At 38.0% G+C, this 21,494-nt stretch carries 23 protein-coding genes and 1 other annotated feature; all 23 genes read right to left on the reverse strand.

Annotation, left to right across the window (positions count from 1 at the left end):
• Positions 1-11: 11 nt before the first annotated feature.
• The 23 genes from rpsQ to nusG all read right to left on the reverse strand — a co-directional run bounded on the left by rpsQ (position 12) and on the right by nusG (position 21,480).
• A complete protein-coding gene (gene rpsQ / locus JOC73_RS09105) occupies positions 12-266 on the reverse strand; it encodes a 30S ribosomal protein S17 (RefSeq protein ID WP_026477646.1) in 255 nt (84 codons plus the stop codon).
• Positions 267-300: 34 nt separating this feature from the next.
• Positions 301-504, reverse strand: a complete 204-nt coding sequence (gene rpmC, locus JOC73_RS09110) for a 50S ribosomal protein L29 (protein WP_204402323.1) — start codon at positions 502-504, stop codon at positions 301-303.
• Positions 494-937 (reverse strand): 50S ribosomal protein L16, encoded by a 444-nt coding sequence (rplP, locus tag JOC73_RS09115; RefSeq protein WP_204402325.1) that lies wholly within the window; start codon positions 935-937, stop codon positions 494-496. The genes rpmC and rplP overlap by 11 nt, the downstream gene beginning before the upstream one ends.
• 31 nt (positions 938-968) lie before the next feature.
• Complete coding sequence (gene rpsC, locus JOC73_RS09120; protein WP_204402327.1) at positions 969-1,688, reverse strand: 30S ribosomal protein S3; 720 nt, start codon at positions 1,686-1,688, stop codon at positions 969-971.
• Positions 1,689-1,707: 19 nt separating this feature from the next.
• Positions 1,708-2,040, reverse strand: coding sequence for a 50S ribosomal protein L22 (gene rplV, locus JOC73_RS09125; protein WP_204402329.1), 333 nt, complete (start codon positions 2,038-2,040; stop codon positions 1,708-1,710).
• 32 nt (positions 2,041-2,072) lie between these two features.
• Entirely contained in the window at positions 2,073-2,354 is a 282-nt protein-coding gene (gene rpsS, locus JOC73_RS09130) for a 30S ribosomal protein S19 (protein WP_204402331.1), read from the reverse strand.
• Between the two features lie 49 nt (positions 2,355-2,403).
• Positions 2,404-3,234: a 50S ribosomal protein L2 gene (rplB, locus tag JOC73_RS09135; protein WP_204402333.1), complete on the reverse strand. Its 831-nt coding sequence runs from the start codon at positions 3,232-3,234 to the stop codon at positions 2,404-2,406.
• A 35-nt stretch (positions 3,235-3,269) separates the two neighbouring features.
• Positions 3,270-3,560, reverse strand: coding sequence for a 50S ribosomal protein L23 (rplW, locus tag JOC73_RS09140; protein ID WP_204402335.1), 291 nt, complete (start codon positions 3,558-3,560; stop codon positions 3,270-3,272).
• Complete coding sequence (gene rplD / locus JOC73_RS09145) at positions 3,560-4,183, reverse strand: 50S ribosomal protein L4 (protein WP_204402337.1); 624 nt, start codon at positions 4,181-4,183, stop codon at positions 3,560-3,562. The genes rplW and rplD overlap by 1 nt, the downstream gene beginning before the upstream one ends.
• A gap of 26 nt (positions 4,184-4,209) precedes the next feature.
• Positions 4,210-4,842 carry a 50S ribosomal protein L3 gene (gene rplC, locus JOC73_RS09150; RefSeq protein WP_204402340.1) on the reverse strand — a complete coding sequence of 211 codons (633 nt, stop codon included), beginning with the start codon at positions 4,840-4,842 and terminating at the stop codon, positions 4,210-4,212.
• Positions 4,843-4,947: 105 nt separating this feature from the next.
• A complete protein-coding gene (gene rpsJ / locus JOC73_RS09155) occupies positions 4,948-5,268 on the reverse strand; it encodes a 30S ribosomal protein S10 (RefSeq protein ID WP_204402342.1) in 321 nt (106 codons plus the stop codon).
• A gap of 493 nt (positions 5,269-5,761) precedes the next feature.
• Positions 5,762-6,955 (reverse strand): elongation factor Tu, encoded by a 1,194-nt coding sequence (tuf, locus tag JOC73_RS09160; RefSeq protein WP_204402344.1) that lies wholly within the window; start codon positions 6,953-6,955, stop codon positions 5,762-5,764.
• 112 nt (positions 6,956-7,067) lie between these two features.
• Positions 7,068-9,140: an elongation factor G gene (gene fusA / locus JOC73_RS09165; protein ID WP_204402346.1), complete on the reverse strand. Its 2,073-nt coding sequence runs from the start codon at positions 9,138-9,140 to the stop codon at positions 7,068-7,070.
• 81 nt (positions 9,141-9,221) lie between these two features.
• Complete coding sequence (rpsG, locus tag JOC73_RS09170; RefSeq protein WP_204402349.1) at positions 9,222-9,692, reverse strand: 30S ribosomal protein S7; 471 nt, start codon at positions 9,690-9,692, stop codon at positions 9,222-9,224.
• A gap of 150 nt (positions 9,693-9,842) precedes the next feature.
• Complete coding sequence (gene rpsL / locus JOC73_RS09175; RefSeq protein WP_204402351.1) at positions 9,843-10,265, reverse strand: 30S ribosomal protein S12; 423 nt, start codon at positions 10,263-10,265, stop codon at positions 9,843-9,845.
• A 91-nt stretch (positions 10,266-10,356) separates the two neighbouring features.
• The gene (locus tag JOC73_RS09180; RefSeq protein ID WP_204402354.1) at positions 10,357-10,599 is read right to left on the reverse strand and encodes a ribosomal L7Ae/L30e/S12e/Gadd45 family protein; all 243 of its coding nucleotides are present in this window, start codon (positions 10,597-10,599) and stop codon (positions 10,357-10,359) included.
• Between the two features lie 129 nt (positions 10,600-10,728).
• A complete protein-coding gene (gene rpoC / locus JOC73_RS09185) occupies positions 10,729-14,244 on the reverse strand; it encodes a DNA-directed RNA polymerase subunit beta' (RefSeq protein ID WP_204402356.1) in 3,516 nt (1,171 codons plus the stop codon).
• Positions 14,245-14,301: 57 nt separating this feature from the next.
• Positions 14,302-18,036 (reverse strand): DNA-directed RNA polymerase subunit beta, encoded by a 3,735-nt coding sequence (gene rpoB, locus JOC73_RS09190; RefSeq protein ID WP_204402358.1) that lies wholly within the window; start codon positions 18,034-18,036, stop codon positions 14,302-14,304.
• Between the two features lie 452 nt (positions 18,037-18,488).
• Positions 18,489-18,851, reverse strand: coding sequence for a 50S ribosomal protein L7/L12 (rplL, locus tag JOC73_RS09195; protein WP_204402365.1), 363 nt, complete (start codon positions 18,849-18,851; stop codon positions 18,489-18,491).
• A 64-nt stretch (positions 18,852-18,915) separates the two neighbouring features.
• Positions 18,916-19,416: a 50S ribosomal protein L10 gene (gene rplJ / locus JOC73_RS09200; protein WP_204402367.1), complete on the reverse strand. Its 501-nt coding sequence runs from the start codon at positions 19,414-19,416 to the stop codon at positions 18,916-18,918.
• Positions 19,417-19,460: 44 nt separating this feature from the next.
• Positions 19,461-19,592, reverse strand: a sequence feature (ribosomal protein L10 leader region).
• A 61-nt stretch (positions 19,593-19,653) separates the two neighbouring features.
• Positions 19,654-20,352 carry a 50S ribosomal protein L1 gene (rplA, locus tag JOC73_RS09205; protein ID WP_204402370.1) on the reverse strand — a complete coding sequence of 233 codons (699 nt, stop codon included), beginning with the start codon at positions 20,350-20,352 and terminating at the stop codon, positions 19,654-19,656.
• Positions 20,353-20,429: 77 nt separating this feature from the next.
• Positions 20,430-20,855, reverse strand: a complete 426-nt coding sequence (gene rplK, locus JOC73_RS09210) for a 50S ribosomal protein L11 (protein WP_204402372.1) — start codon at positions 20,853-20,855, stop codon at positions 20,430-20,432.
• Between the two features lie 106 nt (positions 20,856-20,961).
• The gene (gene nusG, locus JOC73_RS09215; RefSeq protein ID WP_204402374.1) at positions 20,962-21,480 is read right to left on the reverse strand and encodes a transcription termination/antitermination protein NusG; all 519 of its coding nucleotides are present in this window, start codon (positions 21,478-21,480) and stop codon (positions 20,962-20,964) included.
• Positions 21,481-21,494 lie beyond the last annotated feature (14 nt).

Below are 21,494 nucleotides of genomic sequence, written 5' to 3' on the forward strand. Positions count from 1 at the left end.
CGCGTTTAAGCCTATTTTGCCTTTTCAACGATTTTAACAAGTCTCCATCTTTTATCCTTAGATAATGGTCTTGTTTCCATGATTTTAACACGATCTCCGATTTGACACTCATTCATTTCATCATGAGCTTTAAATTTAATTGTTCTTTTAACAGCTTTTCCGTACAGAGGATGACGAACAAAGTCTTCTACTAGAACAACGATGGTTTTATCCATTTTATCACTTACTACTCGACCTATTCTGGTCTTTCTAAGTCCTCTTTCCATGAAAATTGGCCTCCTTTCCTACACAACAAATTATTTATGCCTTAACCTGCTTAATTTCTCTCTCACGAATGATTGTTTTGATTTTTGCAATGTCTTTACGAACATTACGAATTCTTAAAGGGTTTTCAAGCTGGCCTGTTGCTAACTGGAAGCGCAAATTAAACAATTCGCCTTTTAAATCTACTAACTTTTGATTTAATTCTACATCTGTCATATCTCTTAAAGAATTAGCTTTCATCAGCTTCACCACCCTTTGCTTCTAATTCCTGACGTGTAACAAACTTACACTTGATTGGTAATTTATGAATAGCAAGTCTCATCGCTTCTCTTGCCTTTTCCTCTGATACTCCAGCAAGCTCGAACATGATTCTTCCTGGCTTAACAACTGCTACCCAGAACTCTGGTGAACCTTTACCGGCACCCATACGAGTTTCAGCAGGCTTCTTAGTTACTGGCTTATGAGGGAAAATTTTAATCCAAACTTTACCCCCTCTTTTGATAGATCTTGTCATGGCGATACGGGCAGCTTCGATTTGGTTTGATGTAATCCAAGCTGGCTCAAGAGCCATTATTCCATACTCTCCGTATGAAACCGTATTGCCTTTGTGGGCTTGGCCCGCCATTTTGCCTCTATGAACTCTACGACGTTTTACTCTTTTAGGCATTAACATGCACTATTCCTCCTTTCTATAAGGCTGAAAGCTATCTCGCTTCTCTTTTTCTGCCCCTTCTACCCTTTTCTTCGGTTTTAGGTGCTTCTACTGTATCTACAACTGTAGCTCTACCTCTTGTTGGTAAAACTTCACCTTTATATATCCAAACTTTAACTCCAAGCTTTCCATAAGTTGTATCTGCTTCATGGAACCCATAGTCAATATCTGCTCTTAATGTGTGTAGTGGAACATTTCCTTCACTGTATCCTTCTGTACGAGCCATCTCAGCTCCACCAAGTCTACCAGAAGTTGAAACCTTAATTCCCTTAGCTCCCGCTCTCATTGCTCTTTGCATAGCTTGCTTCATTGCTCTTCTGAAGGAAACCCTTCTTTCTAATGAGAATGCAATGTTTTCTGCTACTAATTGAGCGTCTACATCAGGTCTTCTTACTTCTACAACATTTACCATTACTTGCTTACCAGTGATTTTTTCAAGGTCTTTTCTTACGTCCTCTACACCTTGACCACCCTTACCGATAACCATTCCTGGCTTAGCTGTAAATATATTAACTTTAACTCTATTATTAGCTGCTCTCTCGATCTCAGTTTTTGAAATACCGGATAAGAAAAGCTTCTTCTTAACATATTCACGGATTTTGTGATCTTCCAATAAGAAACCTGCAAAGTCTTTTTTATTGGCGTACCACTTAGTATCCCAGTCCTTGATGACTCCAACTCTTAACCCATGAGGATTAACCTTTTGACCCATTCTTTTCCCTCCTTAATTCTTATTTTTCCTTAAGAACAACTCCGATATGACTTGTTCTCTTTCTGATAGTCGTTGCTCTACCCATTGCTCTTGGTCTGAAACGCTTCATTGTTGGTCCTTGATTAGCAAAGATCTCAGTAACGAATAACTTTTCACGATCCATGTTGTGGTTATTCTCAGCGTTTGCTACTGCTGATTGAATTACCTTATATACAATTGGCGCCGCTGCCTTTGGAGTAAACTTTAATATTGCTAAAGCTTCGTCAACTTGCTTACCTCTTACAACGTCAACTACTTGTTGTGCTTTTCTAGTAGCGATTCGTACATATTTAGCGATTGCTCTTGCTTCCACAATGACAACCTCCTTTCATAATGAAAACTATATTATCTTCTTTTAGTTGTTTTATCATTATCATCATGGCCTCTGTATGTTCTTGTAGGAGCAAATTCTCCTAACTTGTGGCCAACCATATCTTCAGTTACATATACAGGAACGTGCTTTCTTCCGTCATGAACTGCAACTGTGTGTCCGATCATATTTGGGAAAATAGTGGAGGCTCTTGACCAAGTCTTGATCACCTTTTTCTCACCATTTTTATTCATTTCTTCGATTTTTCTATATAAACCTTTATGAATAAAGGGCCCCTTTTTTACTGATCTACTCATTTTTTTTCCTCCCTTCAGAAGTTATGAAGCAGATTTCTCTACCCTATAATTATTTCTTTCTTCTAGATACGATTTGCTTGTTGGAAGCCTTTTTCTTGTTACGAGTTTTGTAACCAAGAGCAGGTTTACCCCAAGGTGTAACTGGTGATGGTCTACCGATAGATGTTCTACCTTCCCCTCCACCGTGTGGATGGTCGTTAGGGTTCATTGCGGAACCTCTTACTGTAGGTCTAATACCCATGTTTCTCTTTCTACCAGCTTTACCGATTGTTACGTTTTCGTGATCTAAGTTTCCAACTTGTCCAACCGTTGCTTTACACTCGATGCTAATGTATCTAATTTCTCCAGATGGTAATCTTAATAATGCATTCTTACCTTCTTTAGCCATTAATTGTGCAGCGTTACCAGCAGCTCTAGCGATTTGGCCACCTTTACCAGGCTTCATTTCGATATTATGAATAACTGTACCTACTGGGATATCTTTTAATTGTAATGCGTTACCAACTTTAATATCTGCTTCTGGACCAGATTGAACTAGGTCTCCTACCTTTAAACCATTTGGAGCGATGATGTATCTCTTTTCTCCATCTACATAGTTTAATAATGCGATATTAGCAGAACGATTTGGATCGTACTCGATTGAAGCAACTTTAGCGTCAATACCATCCTTATTTCTCTTGAAGTCGATAATTCTATATTTTCTCTTAGCTCCGCCACCACGATGACGAACTGTTATCTTACCATGTGCATTTCTACCACCAGACTTTGTTAAGGTTTCTAACAACGATTTCTCTGGTTCTACGTTTGTGATTTCATCGAATGTAGAAACAGTCATTGATCTAATACCTGGTGAGGTAGGGTTGAATTTTTTAATACCCATTATAATTTCCCTCCTTCTTATTTCGAGTCAATGGGCTACATGCCTTCAAAGAATTCGATTTCTTTACTATCAGCAGTTAACTTAACAACAGCTTTTTTCCAGTCGGCTCTTTTTCCTACGTTAGCGCCCATTCGCTTATATTTACCAATCATGTTGATTGTATTCACTTTATCAACTTTAACTCCGAAGATCTTCTCAATAGCTTTCTTGATTTCAGTTTTGTTGGCTCTTTTGCTTACAACAAAAGTGTACTTCTTTTCAGCCATTTGAGTCATACTTTGTTCACTTACAACAGGTCTAATGATGATATCATGTGGATTCGTCATTATGCGTACACCTCCTCCACTTTTTCAACAGCATCCTTCGTAATGATGAACTTATCATACTTTAAGATGTCATATACATTTAAAGTGCTAACAAGTGCAGTTTCTACTCCTGGAATGTTGTTGGCTGACTTAATAATAGCTTCATTCTTTTCAGCCATTACGATTAACGCCTTTTTATCCACGTTTAAGTTGCTTAAGATATTTACCATATCTTTTGTTTTTGGTGTTGCTAATTGTAATTCGTCTAATACGATTAACTCATTTGCATTCACCTTAGAAGTTAAAGCAGATTTCATTGCTAATCTTCTAACTTTCTTTGGCACTGAGTATCTGTAATCTCTTGGCTTCGGTGCGAAAATTACTCCACCACCTGACCATAATGGCGAACGAATTGTACCCGCTCTAGCTCTACCAGTTCCTTTTTGTCTCCAAGGTTTTCTTCCTCCACCTCTTACTTCAGCTCTAGTTAAAGCAGATTGAGTTCCTTGTCTTTTATTTGCTAATTGGTTCTTTACAACTTCATAAAGTACATGTTGGTTTACTTCAACTCCGAATATACTATCTTGTAATTCGATTTCTCCGACTTGTTGTCCTGAAACGTTTAAAACAGCTACCTTAGGCATGCTATATCCTCCTTTCTCTAGTTAGATTATTTTCCAGTCTTCACTGTCTCTTTTATAGTTAATAATCCACGCTTTGGTCCAGGTACTGCCCCTTTAACTAAAAGAGCGTTTCTTTCTACGTCTATCTTTACAACCTCAAGGTTTTGGATTGTAATTTGAACATTTCCTGTATGACCTGGTAATTTCTTACCCTTAAATACTCTACCTGGGAATGTAGCAGCTCCCATAGAACCTGGTCTTCTGTGGTATCTAGAACCGTGGGCAGATGGACCACTTCTTTGTCCGTGTCTCTTGATAACCCCTTGGAACCCTTTACCTTTAGAGATACCAGTTACATCAACCTTTTCTCCTACTTGGAAAAGATCTGCTTTGATTTCTTGCCCTACTGTAAATTCTGAAACATTATTCATTCTGAATTCTTGTAGTCTTCTCTTAGCAATAACGCCTGCCTTTTCAAAGTGTCCTTTTAATGGCTTGCTAACGTTCTTTTCTTTAATTCCACCGAAACCAATTTGAATGGCACTGTAACCTTCTTTTTCAGTTGTCTTAATTTGAGTTACAACATTCGGCTCAACTTCTATCACTGTTACCGGAATAACTACACCATCTTCGTTGAAGATTTGAGTCATACCAATTTTTCTACCGACTAAACCTTTCATATTTACACCTCCTATAATCTTACAGCGGATTACACGATCCGTATAATCATACTAAGACAGGATGAATAAAAAACCATCTCTTTATCTTAGTGTTAGGCTTGTTGCCTATAACTTAATTTCAATATCCACACCTGCTGGTAAGTCAAGTCTCATTAACGAATCAACCGTCTTTGGTGTTGGGTTTAAGATATCAATAAGTCTCTTGTGAGTTCTCATTTCGAATTGCTCTCTAGAGTCCTTATACTTGTGAACCGCTCTTAAGATAGTGATAATTTGTTTTTCAGTTGGTAATGGTACTGGACCAGACACCTCTGCACCACTCTTCTTTGCAGTTTCAACAATCTTCTCAGCTGATCGATCAAGTACTTTGTGATCATACGCCTTTAATCTGATTCTGATTTTTTGCTTGTTTTTAGCTGTAGCCATTGTGTTCCCCTCCTTTTCATCGCACGTGATTTCTTTTACGTACGACTTAGACCATTATACACTGTTCCGGGTGTGTTGATATTTTTAAAAGAAACACAACCCCGTGTATCCTAGTCCCGTCGCCCGATTCTTTGATCAAGACATTTCTCAGCGAAAATTTCCTTTTAGCAACCTTCCGCTTCATCGCAGTCCTTCATACACTAACTAGTATATTTTATACCATATGTTCTAAAATATCAAGCCTTATTTCTACTTTTGTTTAGCTTTTTTTCAATATTTATTGGGATTTTCAAAAGTCAGAATAATCATAACTTTTCCATAGAATTATATCCATAATGGGCTGCATATTATTCAGCAATAAATAAATATTGTAGTACTTTAATTGACTTTTTTAAAGTATCTCATTATCTAAACACTTTTATATAATGGCAAAATTAGAAGAAGAGTTGCCTCTTCTTCTAATTTTGTACCAAAACTTCATTACTTACTTAAATTACTCCATAATAGAAGCTACTACTCCAGCTCCTACTGTTCTACCACCTTCACGAATCGCAAATCTTAATCCTTCTTCTGTTGCGATTGGGCTGATTAGTTCGATTTCCATTGTGATATTATCTCCTGGCATTACCATTTCTACTCCATCTGGTAACTTGATGCTTCCAGTTACGTCAGTTGTTCTGAAGTAGAACTGTGGTCTATATCCATCGAAGAATGGAGTATGTCTTCCACCTTCTTCTTTCTTTAGTACGTAAACCTCTGCCTTAAACTTTGTATGAGGATTAATTGAACCTGGCTTAGCTAATACTTGACCTCTTTCGATTTCTTGTCTTTGAATACCTCTTAATAGGATTCCAACGTTATCTCCCGCTTGAGCTTGATCAAGAAGCTTTCTGAACATTTCTACGCCTGTTACTACTAGCTTTCTCTTGGCTTCTGCTAATCCTACTAATTCTACTTCGTCTTGAACCTTTATGATTCCTCTTTCTACTCTTCCTGTAGCAACTGTTCCTCTACCTGTGATAGAGAATACGTCCTCTACTGGCATTAGGAATGGCTTATTTACGTCTCTTTCTGGCTCTGGGATGTACTCGTCGATGATCTCAAATAATTCAACAATCTTATCTCCCCATGGTCCATCTGGATCATTTAATGCTTGTAATGCTGATCCTCTTATGATTGGCGTATCATCTCCTGGGAATTCATACATGTTTAATAAGTCTCTTACTTCCATTTCTACTAACTCTAATAATTCTTCGTCATCTACCATATCGCACTTGTTTAAGAATACTACGATGTATGGTACCCCTACCTGTCTAGATAAAAGGATGTGCTCTCTTGTTTGAGGCATTGGACCATCTGCCGCTGAACAAACTAAGATAGCTCCGTCCATTTGTGCAGCTCCTGTGATCATGTTCTTTACATAGTCAGCATGGCCTGGGCAGTCTACGTGAGCGTAGTGTCTGTTGTTTGTTTCATACTCAACGTGAGCTGTAGAGATTGTGATACCTCTTTCTTTTTCTTCTGGAGCTTTATCGATTTGGTCGAATGCTACCGCATTACCAGTTCCAAATCTCTTGTTTAATGTGATTGTGATTGCAGCAGTTAAAGTTGTTTTACCGTGGTCTACGTGTCCAATTGTTCCAACGTTTACGTGGGGCTTATTTCTTTCAAATTTAGCTTTTGCCATTTTTTTCTCCTCCTTAATTTAGAGATTATTTTTTTATTATCTATAAAATTAAAAATGAAATATGTAATAGAAGGCAGGCACTAATGGGCCTGCTATTCTATTTTCATAATCATTACTTTCCAGCTACTATTTTCTCAGCAATGCTTGCTGGTACTTGCTCATAGTGGTCGAAATGCATTGAGTAAACTGCTCTACCTTGTGTTTTAGAACGTAGGTCAGTTGAATAACCGAACATTTCAGAAAGAGGTACATATGCCTTAATCACTTGTACTCCACCTGTTCTCGGCTCCATACCTTCGATCTTACCACGTCTAGAGTTTAAGTCTCCAATAACATCTCCCATATAATCTTCAGGAGTAGTAACTTCAACCTTCATGTAAGGCTCAAGTAAAGCTGGTTTAGCTTTTCTCATACCTTCTTTGAAGGCCATAGATCCTGCAATCTTAAAGGCCATTTCAGATGAGTCAACATCATGGTAAGATCCATCATATAACTCAACTTTAAAGTCAACTACTTCGAATCCAGCAAGAACACCTGTATTCATCGCTTCACGGATACCTGCGTCAACAGCTGGGATATATTCTCTTGGAATTGCTCCCCCAACGATGTTGTTTACAAATGAATATCCTTCACCTGGCTCTACAGGGATCATTTTAATCTTAACATGACCATATTGTCCTCTACCACCAGACTGACGAGCATACTTACCTTCAACATTAGTTTCTTGAGTAATTGTCTCTCTGTAGGCTACTTGTGGCTTACCAACATTTGCCTCAACCTTGAACTCACGCATCATTCTATCAACGATGATTTCTAAGTGAAGCTCACCCATACCTGCGATGATTGTTTGTCCAGTTTCTTCATCAGTATATGTTTTAAATGTTGGATCCTCTTCTGCAAGCTTTTGAAGGGCAACACCCATCTTTTCTTGAGCAGCTTTTGTTTTAGGTTCGATAGCTACGTGGATAACTGGATCAGGGAACTCCATTGACTCAAGAATAACAGCGTGATCTGGATCACATAATGTATCTCCAGTAGTCGTATCCTTTAAACCTACAGCAGCTGCAATATCACCTGCATAAACTTCTGTGATTTCTTCTCTTGTATTAGCATGCATTTGAAGAATACGTCCAATTCTTTCTCTCTTACCCTTTGTTGAGTTAAGAACATATGAACCTGCCGTTATACTCCCAGAGTAAACTCTAAAAAAGGCTAACTTACCTACATATGGGTCAGCCATGATCTTAAATGCTAAAGCAGAGAAAGGTTCAGTATCATCTGCATGTCTAGCGATTTCTTCTTCAGTATCAGCTGAGATTCCTTTAATAGCTGGAATATCAGTTGGAGCCGGCATATATGCTATAATCGCATCAAGAAGTCTTTGAACTCCTTTATTCTTATAAGCAGACCCGCAAGTTACTGGAATCATTTGTACATTGATCGTACCTTTTCTAATACCTGCTACAATTTCTTCTTCAGTAAATGCTTCACCTTCAAGGTAACGCATCATTAATTCTTCATCTGTTTCTGCAACTGCTTCAATTAATGCTTCTCTATATTCTGCAGCTTTATCAGCCATATCTGCTGGAATTTCTGTTTCTTGGATATCTTGACCTAAATCATCCATATACATAAAAGCCTTATTTTTGACTAAGTCAATAATTCCTAAAAACTTATCCTCTGCACCTATTGGTAGTTGGATTGGAATTGCATTAGCACCAAGTCTTGTCTTCATCATACCAACGGCATTGTAGAAGTCTGCTCCTAGCATATCCATCTTATTAACAAAGGCCATTCTTGGAACCTTATATTTGTCAGCTTGTCGCCAAACTGTTTCAGATTGAGGCTCAACCCCACCCTTAGCACAGAAAACAGCAACAGAACCATCAAGAACCCTCAGCGATCTTTCTACCTCTACTGTGAAGTCCACGTGACCTGGTGTATCTATAATGTTTATTCTGTGTTCTTTCCATTGACATGTTGTAGCAGCAGAAGTAATTGTAATACCTCTTTCCTTCTCCTGTTCCATCCAGTCCATTTGGGAAGCTCCCTCATGAGTTTCACCTAACTTACGGATTCTTCCTGCGTAAAACAAAATTCTCTCTGTAGTTGTTGTTTTACCAGCATCTATATGGGCCATAATCCCTATATTTCTGGTTTTTTCTAGCGATATCTCTCTAGGCACTTTTATCCTCCTTCCTGTGAAGCTGTTAATTTAAGGATGACCTCAATAGCTTATCCATTCTATGCTATTTTAATCATTATTTTACCATCTATAGTGAGCAAATGCTTTATTAGCCTCTGCCATTTTATGAGTATCTTCTCTTTTCTTAACTGATGCTCCCATGTTATTAGCTGCATCCATAATTTCTTTAGCTAGCTTTTCAGTCATACCCTTTTCTCCTCTTTTTCTGGAGTAAGTAGTTAACCATCTTAAGCCTAAAGTTTGTCTTCTTTCAGGTCTAACCTCAACTGGTACTTGGTAGTTTGAACCACCAACACGTCGAGCCTTTACTTCTAAAACTGGCATGATGTTGTTCATAGCTTTTTCAAATACTTCTAATGCATCTTCGCCTGTTTTTTCTTTAATCATTTCAAAGGCATCGTAAACGATTCTTTGAGATGTTCCTCTTTTTCCATCCAACATTAAGCTGTTGATTAACTTAGTAACAACCTTGCTTCCATACATTGGATCAGCCAATACTTCTCTTTTTGGTACATTTCCTTTTCTTGGCACTTTGCTTCCCTCCTCAATTATCAACAAATTTGTTCATAGGTACTCGACAATCCTTCGATTGCCGTCGTGCGCTCTTCATGCTTTTTTATTCAATAGAATCCCCTTAAAAAAGGGGATAGTATGATCAATATGCATTATAGCTCCGATTTCCTATTTCTTAGCAGCTTTTGGTCTCTTAGCACCATATTTAGATCTTGATTGTGATCTGTTAGCTACACCTGCAGTATCTAGTGTACCTCTAACAATGTGGTATCTAACCCCTGGTAAGTCTTTAACTCTTCCACCTCTAATAAGAACAACGCTATGCTCTTGTAAGTTGTGTCCAATTCCAGGAATATAGGCAGTTACCTCGATACCATTTGTAAGTCTTACTCTGGCAACCTTTCTCAAAGCTGAGTTAGGCTTCTTTGGAGTAACGGTCTTAACAGAAGTACAAACACCTCTCTTTTGTGGAGCACTTAGATCAGTGGCTTTTCTCTGTAAAGAGTTGAACCCCTTCTGTAGTGCTGGAGCTGTTGATTTGTATTCTACTGCTTTTCTACCTTTACGTACTAATTGGCTAATTGTTGGCATCTATTGCACCTCCTTCCAAATCTTTTAAAACTAAACATAGAAAAACATTTATCTATATAAGATAAATCGTCTTTACCTAGGTTGCATTTCTTTACTTTAAGGCTGCTGCAGCCGCTGCTCCAACATCAATCCCACAAGCCTTACCAAGTTTTCTCATAGAGTCTATTCTAATGACATCTACATCCTTGTTTTTAGCTAGTTCAATAAGTTGTTGTATTAGATTACCATCTGCATCTTCTGCGACATAAAGGGTTTTGACATGGTCGTGCTTCAAAGCCTTAGCCGTTTGTTTTATACCAACGGTCTTTTTTTCGTGCTGTAAATTTTCCAGCATAAAAGTTTCCTCCCTTTTTAAGTACCTGGGAGATTTTGCATCTCCCAGATGATAAAAAAGTCAACTTCATTTTTCACACTACAATATTCTAACACTAGTTAAATATAGTGTCAACTGTTTATTTGTTAATTAACGGGTTTCAAATGGTTCGTCATCGTCTTCTTCCTTTTCTACATGGATGGCGATGTTCTTATATCGCTTCATACCAGTACCTGCAGGAATCAGCTTACCAATAATTACATTCTCTTTTAACCCGATTAAATGGTCTTCTTTACCTTTAATCGCGGCCTCAGTCAGTACCCTTGTAGTCTCCTGGAATGATGCTGCTGACAAGAAGGATTCTGTTGCTAAGGAAGCCTTTGTAATACCCATTAATACTGCCTTATAAGTAGCAGCCTCTCCACCATTTCTTTCCACTGCTCTATTAGCATCTTCAACATTGAAAATACTTTCTAAAGCACCAGGTAATAATTCTGTATCACCAGACTCCTCAATCTTAACACGATTCAGCATTTGTCGAGTGATTACCTCAACGTGCTTATCGTTGATATCAACCCCTTGTAGACGGTAAACCCTTTGAACCTCTTTGATAATATAGGTTTGAACCCCTTCTACTCCTTTAATCCTCAAGATATCATGGGGATTGATAGAACCTTGTGTAATTTCATCCCCTGCTTCAATTACTTGACCTGCTTTAACTTTTACTCTTGAGCTATAAGGTATTGTATATGTTGTTGATTCTCCTTCTGGACTAACGACTGTTACTTCACGTTTCTTTCTTGACTCACTAATTTCAACAGTACCAGCTGTCTCACTAATAATAGCTAGACCTTTAGGTTTACGAGCCTCGAAAAGCTCCTCAACCCTCGGAAGACCTTGTGTAATATCGGCCCCTGCAACTCCTCCGGTGTGGAATGTACGCATTGTAAGCTGAGTTCCTGGCTCACCGATTGATTGAGCTGCAATAATCCCTACCGCTTCTCCAACCTTTACCGGCTCTCCTGTAGCAAGGTTTCTTCCATAACATGTTCCACAAACTCCATGTCTTGTTTTACATGTTAGTACAGCTCTAATTTTGACTTTTTCTAATCCAGTAGAAATAATAACTTCTGCCTTATCTTCATTAATTACTTCACCAGCAGGCACGATTACTTCACCAGTTTGTGGATGGATTACATCCTCAAGAGCATGACGTCCTACAAGTCGATCATATAGTTCTTCGATTACTTCATTTCCATCTTTAAAGGCATAAGCAAAGATCCCTTCTTCAGTACCACAATCCAGTTCTCTAACGATAACATCCTGACTTACGTCTACAAGACGTCTCGTTAAGTAACCAGAGTCAGCTGTTCTAAGGGCTGTATCAGCTAGACCCTTTCTAGCACCATGGGTAGATGTAAAGTACTCTAATACCGATAACCCTTCACGGAAGTTGGATTTAATCGGAATTTCAACTGTTCGACCAGTTGCATTTGCCATCAGACCCCTCATACCCCCCAGCTGACGAATTTGGTTTTTACTACCCCTCGCACCTGAATGAGCCATAATAAATACGTTATTCAATCTATCTAGACCTGCCATCAAGGCATCTGTTACCTTTTCAGTTGTTTCAGTCCATGTCTCGATTACTTTTTCGTATCTTTCCTCATCAGATATCAGACCTCTTCTATAGGCTTTTTCGTACTTATCTACCTTCTCTTCAGCTATAGATATTAGATGTGACTTTTCTTCTGGGATATCCATATCAGATACTGCAATGGTAACGGCTCCTCTTGTTGAGAATTTAAAACCTCTTTGCTTAATGTAATCAAGCATGATTGATGTTGCTGTGTTGCCATGTTTTCTGAAACATTTATCAATAACTTTTCCAAGGGCTTTTTTATCGCACAGGAAGTCTACTTCCAGTGAGTATAGATCCTTTGAACGATCCACAAAGCCAAGGTTCTGTGGTAAGTTCTCATTGAAAATAAATCGACCAACAGTACTTTCTACTAGTCTTCCAGTATCATCTGGGGATAATCTTCTTCTTACTTTAACTTTAGCATGTAGGCTCACTACTTTATTTTCATAGGCCATCAACATCTCTTCGTAGTCCTTAAAGATCATTCCTTCTCCTTGAGCTCCTTCAACTTCTATGGTTAGGTAGTAAGCTCCTAGTACCATATCCTGCGTTGGGGTAGTGATCGGCTGACCATCTTTAGGTGCTAAGATGTTATTTGGTGAAAGCATTAAAAATCTTGCTTCCGCCTGTGCTTCTACAGATAAAGGTACGTGAACAGCCATCTGGTCTCCATCGAAATCGGCATTGTAGGCTGTACATACTAATGGATGAAGCTTAATAGCCTTACCTTCAACGAGGATTGGCTCGAATGCCTGAATACCCAGCCTATGAAGAGTAGGGGCACGGTTAAGTAGCACTGGATGTTCGCTAATCACTTCTTCTAATACATCCCATACTTCTGGCTTAACCTTTTCTACCATTCTCTTCGCACTCTTGATGTTATGGGCAAAGTTCTCCTCCACTAGCTTTTTCATAACAAATGGCTTAAACAATTCTAATGCCATTTTCTTGGGCAGACCACATTGATAGAACTTTAATTCTGGTCCAACTACAATAACCGAACGACCAGAGTAGTCAACCCTTTTACCCAGTAAGTTTTGTCTGAATCGACCTTGCTTACCCTTTAGCATATCAGATAATGATTTAAGTGGTCTATTACCAGGACCAGTAACAGGCTTACCCCTTCTTCCATTATCTATTAATGCATCCACCGCTTCCTGTAACATTCTCTTTTCATTACGAACGATAATATCAGGAGCGCCAAGATCTAGCAATCTCTTCAAACGGTTATTTCTATTGATAACCCTTCTATACAAATCATTTAAGTCAGAAGTAGCAAATCTACCCCCATCTAGTTGTACCATTGGTCTTAAATCTGGAGGAATAACAGGTACTACATCTAAAATCATCCATTCAGGAAGATTGCCTGATAGTCTAAAGGCTTCTACAACTTCTAATCTTCTAATGGTACGAACTCTCTTTTGCCCTGTACTTTCCTTTAGCTTATACTTAAGCTCTTTACTTAAGGATTCAAGCTCAATTTGTTGCAAAAGCTCTTTAATAGCTTCTGCTCCCATACCTGCTGTAAACTGATATCCATACTTTTCAATTGCTTCTCCGTACTCTTTCTCAGTTAAAATTTGCTTTTCAGACAAAGGCGTTTCACCTGGATCTATTACTATATAAGCCGCAAAATACAGTACCTTTTCTAGAGATCTTGGTGACATATCAAGCAACAGACCCATTCTACTTGGGATACCTTTAAAGTACCAGATGTGAGAAACTGGGGCGGCTAATTCGATATGCCCCATTCTCTCCCTTCTCACTTTTGATTTTGTTACTTCAACTCCACAACGGTCACAAACAACACCTTTATATCTTACCCTCTTATATTTACCACAGTGACACTCCCAGTCTTTAGTCGGTCCAAAAATCTTCTCGCAGAATAGACCTTCTTTTTCTGGCTTAAGCGTTCGGTAATTGATTGTTTCTGGTTTCTTCACTTCCCCCTTAGACCATTGTCTAATTTTTTCTGGAGAAGCCAATGATATCTGAATTGACTCGAAATTATTTAATTCGTACAAGGAGTCTCTCTCCCTTCCCTATAGTCTTTTAAGCTCCGGTTAAAGCTTAGACAACTATTAATTGTAATCATCATCGTCATCAAAATCATCTACATCTTCATCTACAAACTCTGTTGGCAAGTCTGATGATTCAAAATCATCCTCTGTCATATAGTCAACATCATTATCCATTTCTTCATCTTCATCTTCTACTACTTGGTCATCTTCTACTTCATCATCTGGACCAGTAGGACTAATATCTCCATGATCTAAAGCAAGATCACTGGTATCGTCGTCAATGGATTCTCTAATTTCAATCTCTGCATCTTCTTCAGTCAGTACCTTTACATCAAGACACAAACTTTGAAGTTCTTTAATTAATACTTTAAAGGATTCAGGAACACCAGGCTCTGGTATGTTCTCCCCCTTAACAATACATTCGTAGGTTTTAACACGGCCTACAACGTCGTCAGACTTAACAGTCAAGATTTCCTGTAGGGTATGGGCTGCACCATAGGCCTCCAATGCCCAAACCTCCATCTCTCCAAAACGCTGTCCTCCGAATTGAGCTTTACCTCCCAATGGCTGTTGGGTTACCAGTGAGTAAGGTCCAGTACTTCTAGCATGGATTTTATCGTCTACCAAATGGTGAAGCTTAAGCATGTACATGTATCCAACTGTTACTGGATTATCAAAGGTCTCGCCAGTTCTACCATCATATAGAACCATTTTCCCTGATCTTGGATATCCAGCTTCCTCAAGTGCGTCCATAATATCACGCTCGTTTGCACCATCAAATACTGGTGTAGCCACCTTCCACCCTAAGGCCTTAGCAGCCATTCCAAGGTGCACTTCAAGTACCTGACCAATATTCATACGGGAAGGTACCCCCAGTGGGTTAAGCACAATTTCTAATGGAGTACCATCTGCTAGGAATGGCATGTCTTCCTCTGGTAATACTCTAGAGATAACCCCTTTATTACCATGACGACCAGCCATTTTATCTCCAACATTAATTTTTCTCTTTTTAGCAATGTATACTCTTACTAACTCATTTACTCCTGGAGGAAGTTCATCTCCGTTTTCTCTTGTAAACACTTTAATGTCTACAATAATACCAGATTCTCCATGGGGCACTTTTAAAGATGTATCTCTAACTTCCCTTGCTTTTTCACCAAAGATTGCTCTAAGTAATCTTTCCTCGGCTGTAAGCTCTGTTTCTCCCTTTGGAGTTACTTTACCAACAAGAATATCTCCAGAAATTACCTCAGCTCCAATTCGAATAATTCCTCTTTCATCAAGATCCTTAAGGGCTTCCTCCCCTACATTAGGGATATCTCTAGTAATTTCTTCTGGTCCTAGTTTTGTATCTCTGGCTTCTGCTTCATATTCTTCTATATGAATAGTTGTTAATGCATCTTCCTTAACTAATTTCTCATTAATTAAGATCGCATCCTCATAGTTATATCCTTCCCAAGTCATGAAGCCAATCAAACAGTTCCTACCTAACGCAATTTCACCGTAATCAGTCGAAGGTCCATCAGCAATTACATCACCTGACTTAACCTTTTCACCTTTACTTACAATTGGCTTTTGATTGATACATGTCCCTTGGTTTGAACGCTTAAATTTTAATAATTTATAGACATCCTTTTGTCCATTGTCATCTCTTTTAATAACAATTTCCTTCGCCGTTACACGATCGATTACTCCTGCGTTTTTAGCGACTACCACTACACCTGAATCCACTGCAGCTTTGTACTCCATTCCCGTACCAATGATTGGCGCATCCGTCTTTAGTAACGGTACTGCCTGACGTTGCATGTTGGAACCCATTAGGGCACGGTTAGCATCATCGTTTTCTAAGAAAGGAATCATTGCCGTTGCAACTGAAACCACCTGCTTTGGTGATACATCCATATAGTCAGCTTCTTCTGCAGGTATAATATCAATACCCCCGAAGCGTGTTCTAGCAGTTACTCTTTTATTGACGAAGGCACCTTCTTCATCCAGTGGCTCATTTGCCTGAGCAACTACGAATAAGTCTTCTTCATCGGCTGTTAGATATTCTATTTTACTAGTAACAACCGCTCTCTTTTTATCTACCTTACGATAAGGTGATTCGATAAAGCCATATTCATTTACGTGAGCATATGTACTCAAGTTGTTGATCAAACCAATGTTTGGACCCTCTGGTGTCTCGATAGGACACATACGACCATAGTGGGATTGATGCACGTCACGAACCTCAAAACCCGCTCTTTCTCTTGAAAGTCCACCTGGTCCTAGGGCAGAAAGTCTTCTCTTGTTGGTTAATTCAGCCAACGGATTCGTTTGATCCATGAACTGAGATAACTGAGAACTACCGAAGAACTCCTTTACCGCAGCGGCTACTGGTCTAATATTGATTAGTGCCTGTGGCGTAACTAATTCAACATCTTGTATTGTCATTCTTTCCTTTACAACCCTCTCCATACGGGAAAGCCCTATACGGAATTGGTTTTGTAAAAGCTCTCCTACAGAACGTAATCTTCTATTTCCTAAATGGTCAATATCATCAATATTTCCAACTTCATGGGATAAATTAAAAACATAGTTAATAGAAGCAAAGATGTCTGATTGAATTATGTTCTTAGGAATTAACTCTCTATATCTTTCTTTAATAGCTTCTTTGATTTCCGTTTCATTTTCAAAGGTGTCTAATATCTCCTTTAATACAGGGAAGTAAACCCTTTCTTTGATTTTTAAATCCTCTATATTAAATTGAATATAGTGTTTGATATCAACGAAGTGATTTCCTATCACTTTGATTACCTTATTGTCCTCTGAGTAGATAAGGATTTCATTAACTCCTGAGTTTTGAATCAATAGAGACGTATCTCTATCTATTTTTTGTCCTTCTTCCGCTAATATTTCTCCTGTCTGCTTATCTACAACATTTTCAGCGGCCTTTTTACCCATGATTCTATTAGCTATAGATAATTTTTTGTTAAACTTATATCTACCAACCTTAGCTAAATCATATCTCTTAGGATCAAAGAATAACGTGTTCAATAGTGATCTGGCGTTTTCAACTGTAGGAGGCTCACCTGGTCTTAATCTCTTATAAACCTCCAACAGACCTTCCTCGGTACTTTTGGTATTATCTTTTTCAAGGGTCGCCAATAGTCTCTCATCTTCCCCTAGAAGATCTTTAATTTGTTGATCTGACCCATAACCCAATGCTCTAAGAAGAACCGTTACAGGTTGCTTTCGGGTTCTATCGATACGGACTGAAACAACGTCATTCGAGTCTGTCTCATATTCAAGCCATGCCCCTCTATTGGGAATCACTGTAGCAGAGTAGAGTGGTTTCCCTGTCTTGTCAATCTCTTTGTTGTAATAAACACCAGGGGATCTAACCAATTGACTTACGATTACCCTTTCAGCACCATTAATAACAAATGTTCCTGTATCTGTCATTAATGGGAAGTCCCCCATGAATACTTCTTGCTCTTTTACTTCTCCAGTTTCTTTGTTAATTAATCTTACCTTTGCCTTTAGAGGTGCTGCATATGTAGCGTCTCTTTCTTTGGATTCTTCAACATCGTACTTAGGGGTATTTTCTAAGTAATAGTCTACGAATTCTAAGATTAGGTTTCCAGTATAGTCTTCGATGGGAGAGATGTCATTAAACACCTCGTGAAGACCTTCTGACAGGAACCACTCATAGGATTCCTTCTGTAGTTCGATCAAATTCGGTATGTCCAATACCTCGTCAATCTGTGAATAACTCATTCTTATCTTTTTACCAACTTGAACAGGATGTGGCATTTCAATTCACTCCTTGATATAAAGGTATTAAAGAAATAGATGCTTAACCTTTTATTTATGAAAATATCCCAAATAACCTTAGCAGTTTTTGGGTTTATAACTATTTTTTTACATAATACTGTATCTTAATACTATTGACACCTTCCTATGGGATTATACCCAATCCAAAGGTATTTTTTTCATCATTTTAGGTTTTATGCAATATATAATTATATCTTAAATGTTTCATTAAAGTCAACAGTATTTTGGTTTGTGGTGCTTTGTTGAAATTTCGATAAAATTCTCAAAGTGCTACTGGTATTATTATTAGAATTATAGTATAATAAAGTTGTCAAATAAATAATTTTCATCAGCCCCTAGGAAACTAGGGGATTTTTGCGTTCCTTTTTCAAAAAATACATAAAAAGGTACTCCAGATTAACTGGAGTCCCTTTTTTATTTATGCTATTTTCTTACTTAACTGTTACAGTTGCTCCAGCTTCTTCTAACTTAGCTTTGATTGCTTCAGCTTCTTCCTTAGCAATACCTTCTTTAAGCGCCTTAGGAGCGTTGTCTACTACTTCTTTAGCTTCTTTTAAGCCTAAACCAGTAAGTTCTCTAACAACCTTGATAACACCAATCTTTGAAGAACCTGGGTTGTCTAAGATTACGTCAAACTCAGTTTGCTCTTCAACAGCAGCTCCAGCAGCAGCTCCAGCCATCATAACTGGTGCAGATGCAGATACTCCAAACTTTTCTTCTGCAGCTTTAACTAACTCGTTTAATTCTAATACCTTCATATTTTCAATAGCTTCTAAAATTTGTTCAATTGTCATTATAAAGCACCTCCGAAATTATCATATAATTTTAAAATTTAAATTAATTTTTTATTTCCTTTAATTAAGCACCTTCTGCTTCTTTCTTTTCAGCAATAGCCTTTACTAAGTAAGCAAAGTTTGATACTGGAGCCTTTAAGCTGCCAAGTAATTTTGCGATAAGAACTTCTCTTGCAGGAATACTTGCTAGTTCTTTAATTTGATCTTCATTGTAGAATGCACCCTCTACAACTCCAACTTTTAATTCTAATTTCTTATGATCTTTTGCAAAGTTATCAGCAATTCTTGCTGGAGCAATAGGATCATCATAACTGAAAGCAACTGCGTTTGGTCCAACTAGGCTTTCAACTAATTCTTCCATACCTGCATTTTTAGCAGCCATTCTCATAAGTGTATTCTTGTATACTTTATACTCAACACCAGCTTCTCTAAATTGCTTTCTTAGTTCAGTTAGTTCTTCTACTTTTAGTCCTCGATAATCTACTAGAATAGCAGCAGTAGACTTTTGAAATTTCTCAGTAATCTCTGCAACTACTTCCTTTTTCATATCAATAGCTTTTGACATAAGGACCGTCCACCTCCTTCGACTTAGTTTGTTGTATATTTTGCCGATCAATAAAATAAGGCCTCATATTATGCTTTTTAGACATAGAGAGGCCTTCGTTTTTTTATATATCAGAAGCCTCGGTAGGATATTTAAGCTTTGGCACCTACGGTCTATGGCAAAATATTCACTTTTACCTTAGTCATTTTATCAATTTTATAAAGCATTGTCAATGGTAATTTATGTTTTATGACAATCTTATTCAGTAACCTTTGTTGGACTAACCTTAATTCCAGGTCCCATTGTATTAGTAAGTGTAATACTCTTTAGGTATTGACCTTTAGCAGCAGCTGGCTTAGCTTTAACAATAGCTTCCATTAATGTTCTAAAGTTTTCAGCCAACTTAACTTCTTCGAAAGAAGCCTTACCAATCGGTACGTGAATAATATTTGTCTTATCTAATCTGTACTCAACTTTACCTGCTTTGATTTCATTTACAGCTTTACCAACTTCGAAAGTAACAGTACCTGACTTAGGGTTTGGCATTAAACCTTTTGGTCCTAACACTCTACCTAGTCTTCCTACAAGCCCCATCATGTCTGGAGTCGCAACAATTACATCGAAATCAAACCAGTTTTCTTTTTGAATCTTGTCAACCATATCTTCTGCACCGACAAAGTCAGCACCAGCTTTTTCTGCTTCTGTAGCCTTGTCTCCTTTTGCAAAAACAAGAACTCTAGCAGTTTTACCAGTTCCGTGTGGAAGTACAATTGCTCCTCTAACCTGTTGGTCAGCATGTCTTGAGTCTACACCTAACTTGATGTGAGCCTCTACAGTTTCATCGAATTTAGCAGTAGCAGTCTTTTTAACAAGTTCTATAGCTTCATTAACATCATGCATCTTAGTTCTATCAACTAATTTGCTGGCTTCTAAATATTTCTTACCTTGCTTTGCCATTTTATTAACCTCCTTGTGGTATTAACGGTTTTAATGTGAGAAACCTCCCACGTGTTCCATTATAATTGAATAGAATATTATTCTTCTACAACAATACCCATACTTCTAGCAGTTCCAGCGATCATGCTCATAGCAGTTTCAACTGAAGCAGCATTTAAGTCAGGCATTTTTAATTCAGCTATTTCTCTAATCTTAGCTTGAGAAATTTTAGCAACCTTTTTCTTGTTAGGTTCGCCAGATCCACTTTCGATTCCTACAGCCTTCTTGATTAATACAGCAGCTGGTGGAGTTTTAGTGATGAAAGTAAATGATCTGTCTTGATAAACTGAAATAACTACCGGGATAATTAATCCAGCTTGGTCTGCAGTTTTTGCATTGAATTCTTTACAGAAACCCATTATATTAACACCGTGTTGTCCAAGAGCTGGTCCAACTGGTGGTGCTGGAGTAGCTTTACCTGCAGGAATTTGTAATTTTATTTGTCCTGTTACTTTTTTTGCCATGTATCTACACCTCCTTAAAAATTTGGCTTTGTTAAGGCTAGTTTATAATGTTATTTATAATCTATATAATTTAATCTTTCGCCTTAAAAAAAGCTAGATTGAAAAACTATAATGATTCTACCTGGTGGAATTCCAACTCTACAGGGGTTTCTCTTCCAAACATGGAAATCATAACCTTAATCGTTTGTTTCTCCACATTAATATTCTCAATTGTTCCTAAGAAACTTTCGAACGGTCCAGAAATAACCCGAACAGTATCCCCCAGTTTTAAATCTATTTCATGTCGAACTTCCTCAACCCCCATATTCCTCACTTCACTATCTGTTAATGGAATAGGTTTTGAGCTAGGACCTACGAAACCTGTAACTCCCCTAGTATTTCTAACTAAATACCAAGATTCATCCGTCATATGCATTTTTACTAATACATAACCTGGAAATAGTTTGACTTCTTTAACCTTCTTCTTGCCATTTTTAATCTCTACTTTTTCTTCTGTAGGTACTTTAACTTCTACTATTACATCCTCCATACCTCTGTTCTCAACCATTTTTTCAATGTTGACCTTTACCTTGTTCTCATGGCCAGAATAGGTATGAACGACATACCATTTCGCATCTTGGGTCATAATTTAGGAGCACC

Origin of the sequence: Alkaliphilus hydrothermalis, assembly GCF_016908555.1 — a bacterium.
In the GTDB taxonomy this organism is placed as follows: domain Bacteria; phylum Bacillota; class Clostridia; order Peptostreptococcales; family Natronincolaceae; genus Alkaliphilus; species Alkaliphilus hydrothermalis.

Excerpts from the sequence above, each read along its gene's own strand:
- rpsQ (WP_026477646.1), bottom strand. The coding sequence starts at position 266 with ATGGAAAGAGGACTTAGAAAGACCAGAATAGGTCGAGTAGTAAGTGAT.
- rpmC (WP_204402323.1), bottom strand. The coding sequence starts at position 504 with ATGAAAGCTAATTCTTTAAGAGATATGACAGATGTAGAATTAAATCAA.
- rplP (WP_204402325.1), bottom strand. The coding sequence starts at position 937 with ATGTTAATGCCTAAAAGAGTAAAACGTCGTAGAGTTCATAGAGGCAAA.
- rpsC (WP_204402327.1), bottom strand. The coding sequence starts at position 1,688 with ATGGGTCAAAAGGTTAATCCTCATGGGTTAAGAGTTGGAGTCATCAAG.
- rpsS (WP_204402331.1), bottom strand. The coding sequence starts at position 2,354 with ATGAGTAGATCAGTAAAAAAGGGGCCCTTTATTCATAAAGGTTTATAT.
- rplB (WP_204402333.1), bottom strand. The coding sequence starts at position 3,234 with ATGGGTATTAAAAAATTCAACCCTACCTCACCAGGTATTAGATCAATG.
- rplW (WP_204402335.1), bottom strand. The coding sequence starts at position 3,560 with ATGACGAATCCACATGATATCATCATTAGACCTGTTGTAAGTGAACAA.
- rplD (WP_204402337.1), bottom strand. The coding sequence starts at position 4,183 with ATGCCTAAGGTAGCTGTTTTAAACGTTTCAGGACAACAAGTCGGAGAA.
- rplC (WP_204402340.1), bottom strand. The coding sequence starts at position 4,842 with ATGAAAGGTTTAGTCGGTAGAAAAATTGGTATGACTCAAATCTTCAAC.
- rpsJ (WP_204402342.1), bottom strand. The coding sequence starts at position 5,268 with ATGGCTACAGCTAAAAACAAGCAAAAAATCAGAATCAGATTAAAGGCG.
- tuf (WP_204402344.1), bottom strand. The coding sequence starts at position 6,955 with ATGGCAAAAGCTAAATTTGAAAGAAATAAGCCCCACGTAAACGTTGGA.
- rpsL (WP_204402351.1), bottom strand. The coding sequence starts at position 10,265 with ATGCCAACAATTAGCCAATTAGTACGTAAAGGTAGAAAAGCAGTAGAA.
- JOC73_RS09180 (WP_204402354.1), bottom strand. The coding sequence starts at position 10,599 with ATGCTGGAAAATTTACAGCACGAAAAAAAGACCGTTGGTATAAAACAA.
- rpoB (WP_204402358.1), bottom strand. The coding sequence starts at position 18,036 with ATGCCACATCCTGTTCAAGTTGGTAAAAAGATAAGAATGAGTTATTCA.
- rplL (WP_204402365.1), bottom strand. The coding sequence starts at position 18,851 with ATGACAATTGAACAAATTTTAGAAGCTATTGAAAATATGAAGGTATTA.
- rplJ (WP_204402367.1), bottom strand. The coding sequence starts at position 19,416 with ATGTCAAAAGCTATTGATATGAAAAAGGAAGTAGTTGCAGAGATTACT.
- rplA (WP_204402370.1), bottom strand. The coding sequence starts at position 20,352 with ATGGCAAAGCAAGGTAAGAAATATTTAGAAGCCAGCAAATTAGTTGAT.
- rplK (WP_204402372.1), bottom strand. The coding sequence starts at position 20,855 with ATGGCAAAAAAAGTAACAGGACAAATAAAATTACAAATTCCTGCAGGT.
- nusG (WP_204402374.1), bottom strand. The coding sequence starts at position 21,480 with ATGACCCAAGATGCGAAATGGTATGTCGTTCATACCTATTCTGGCCAT.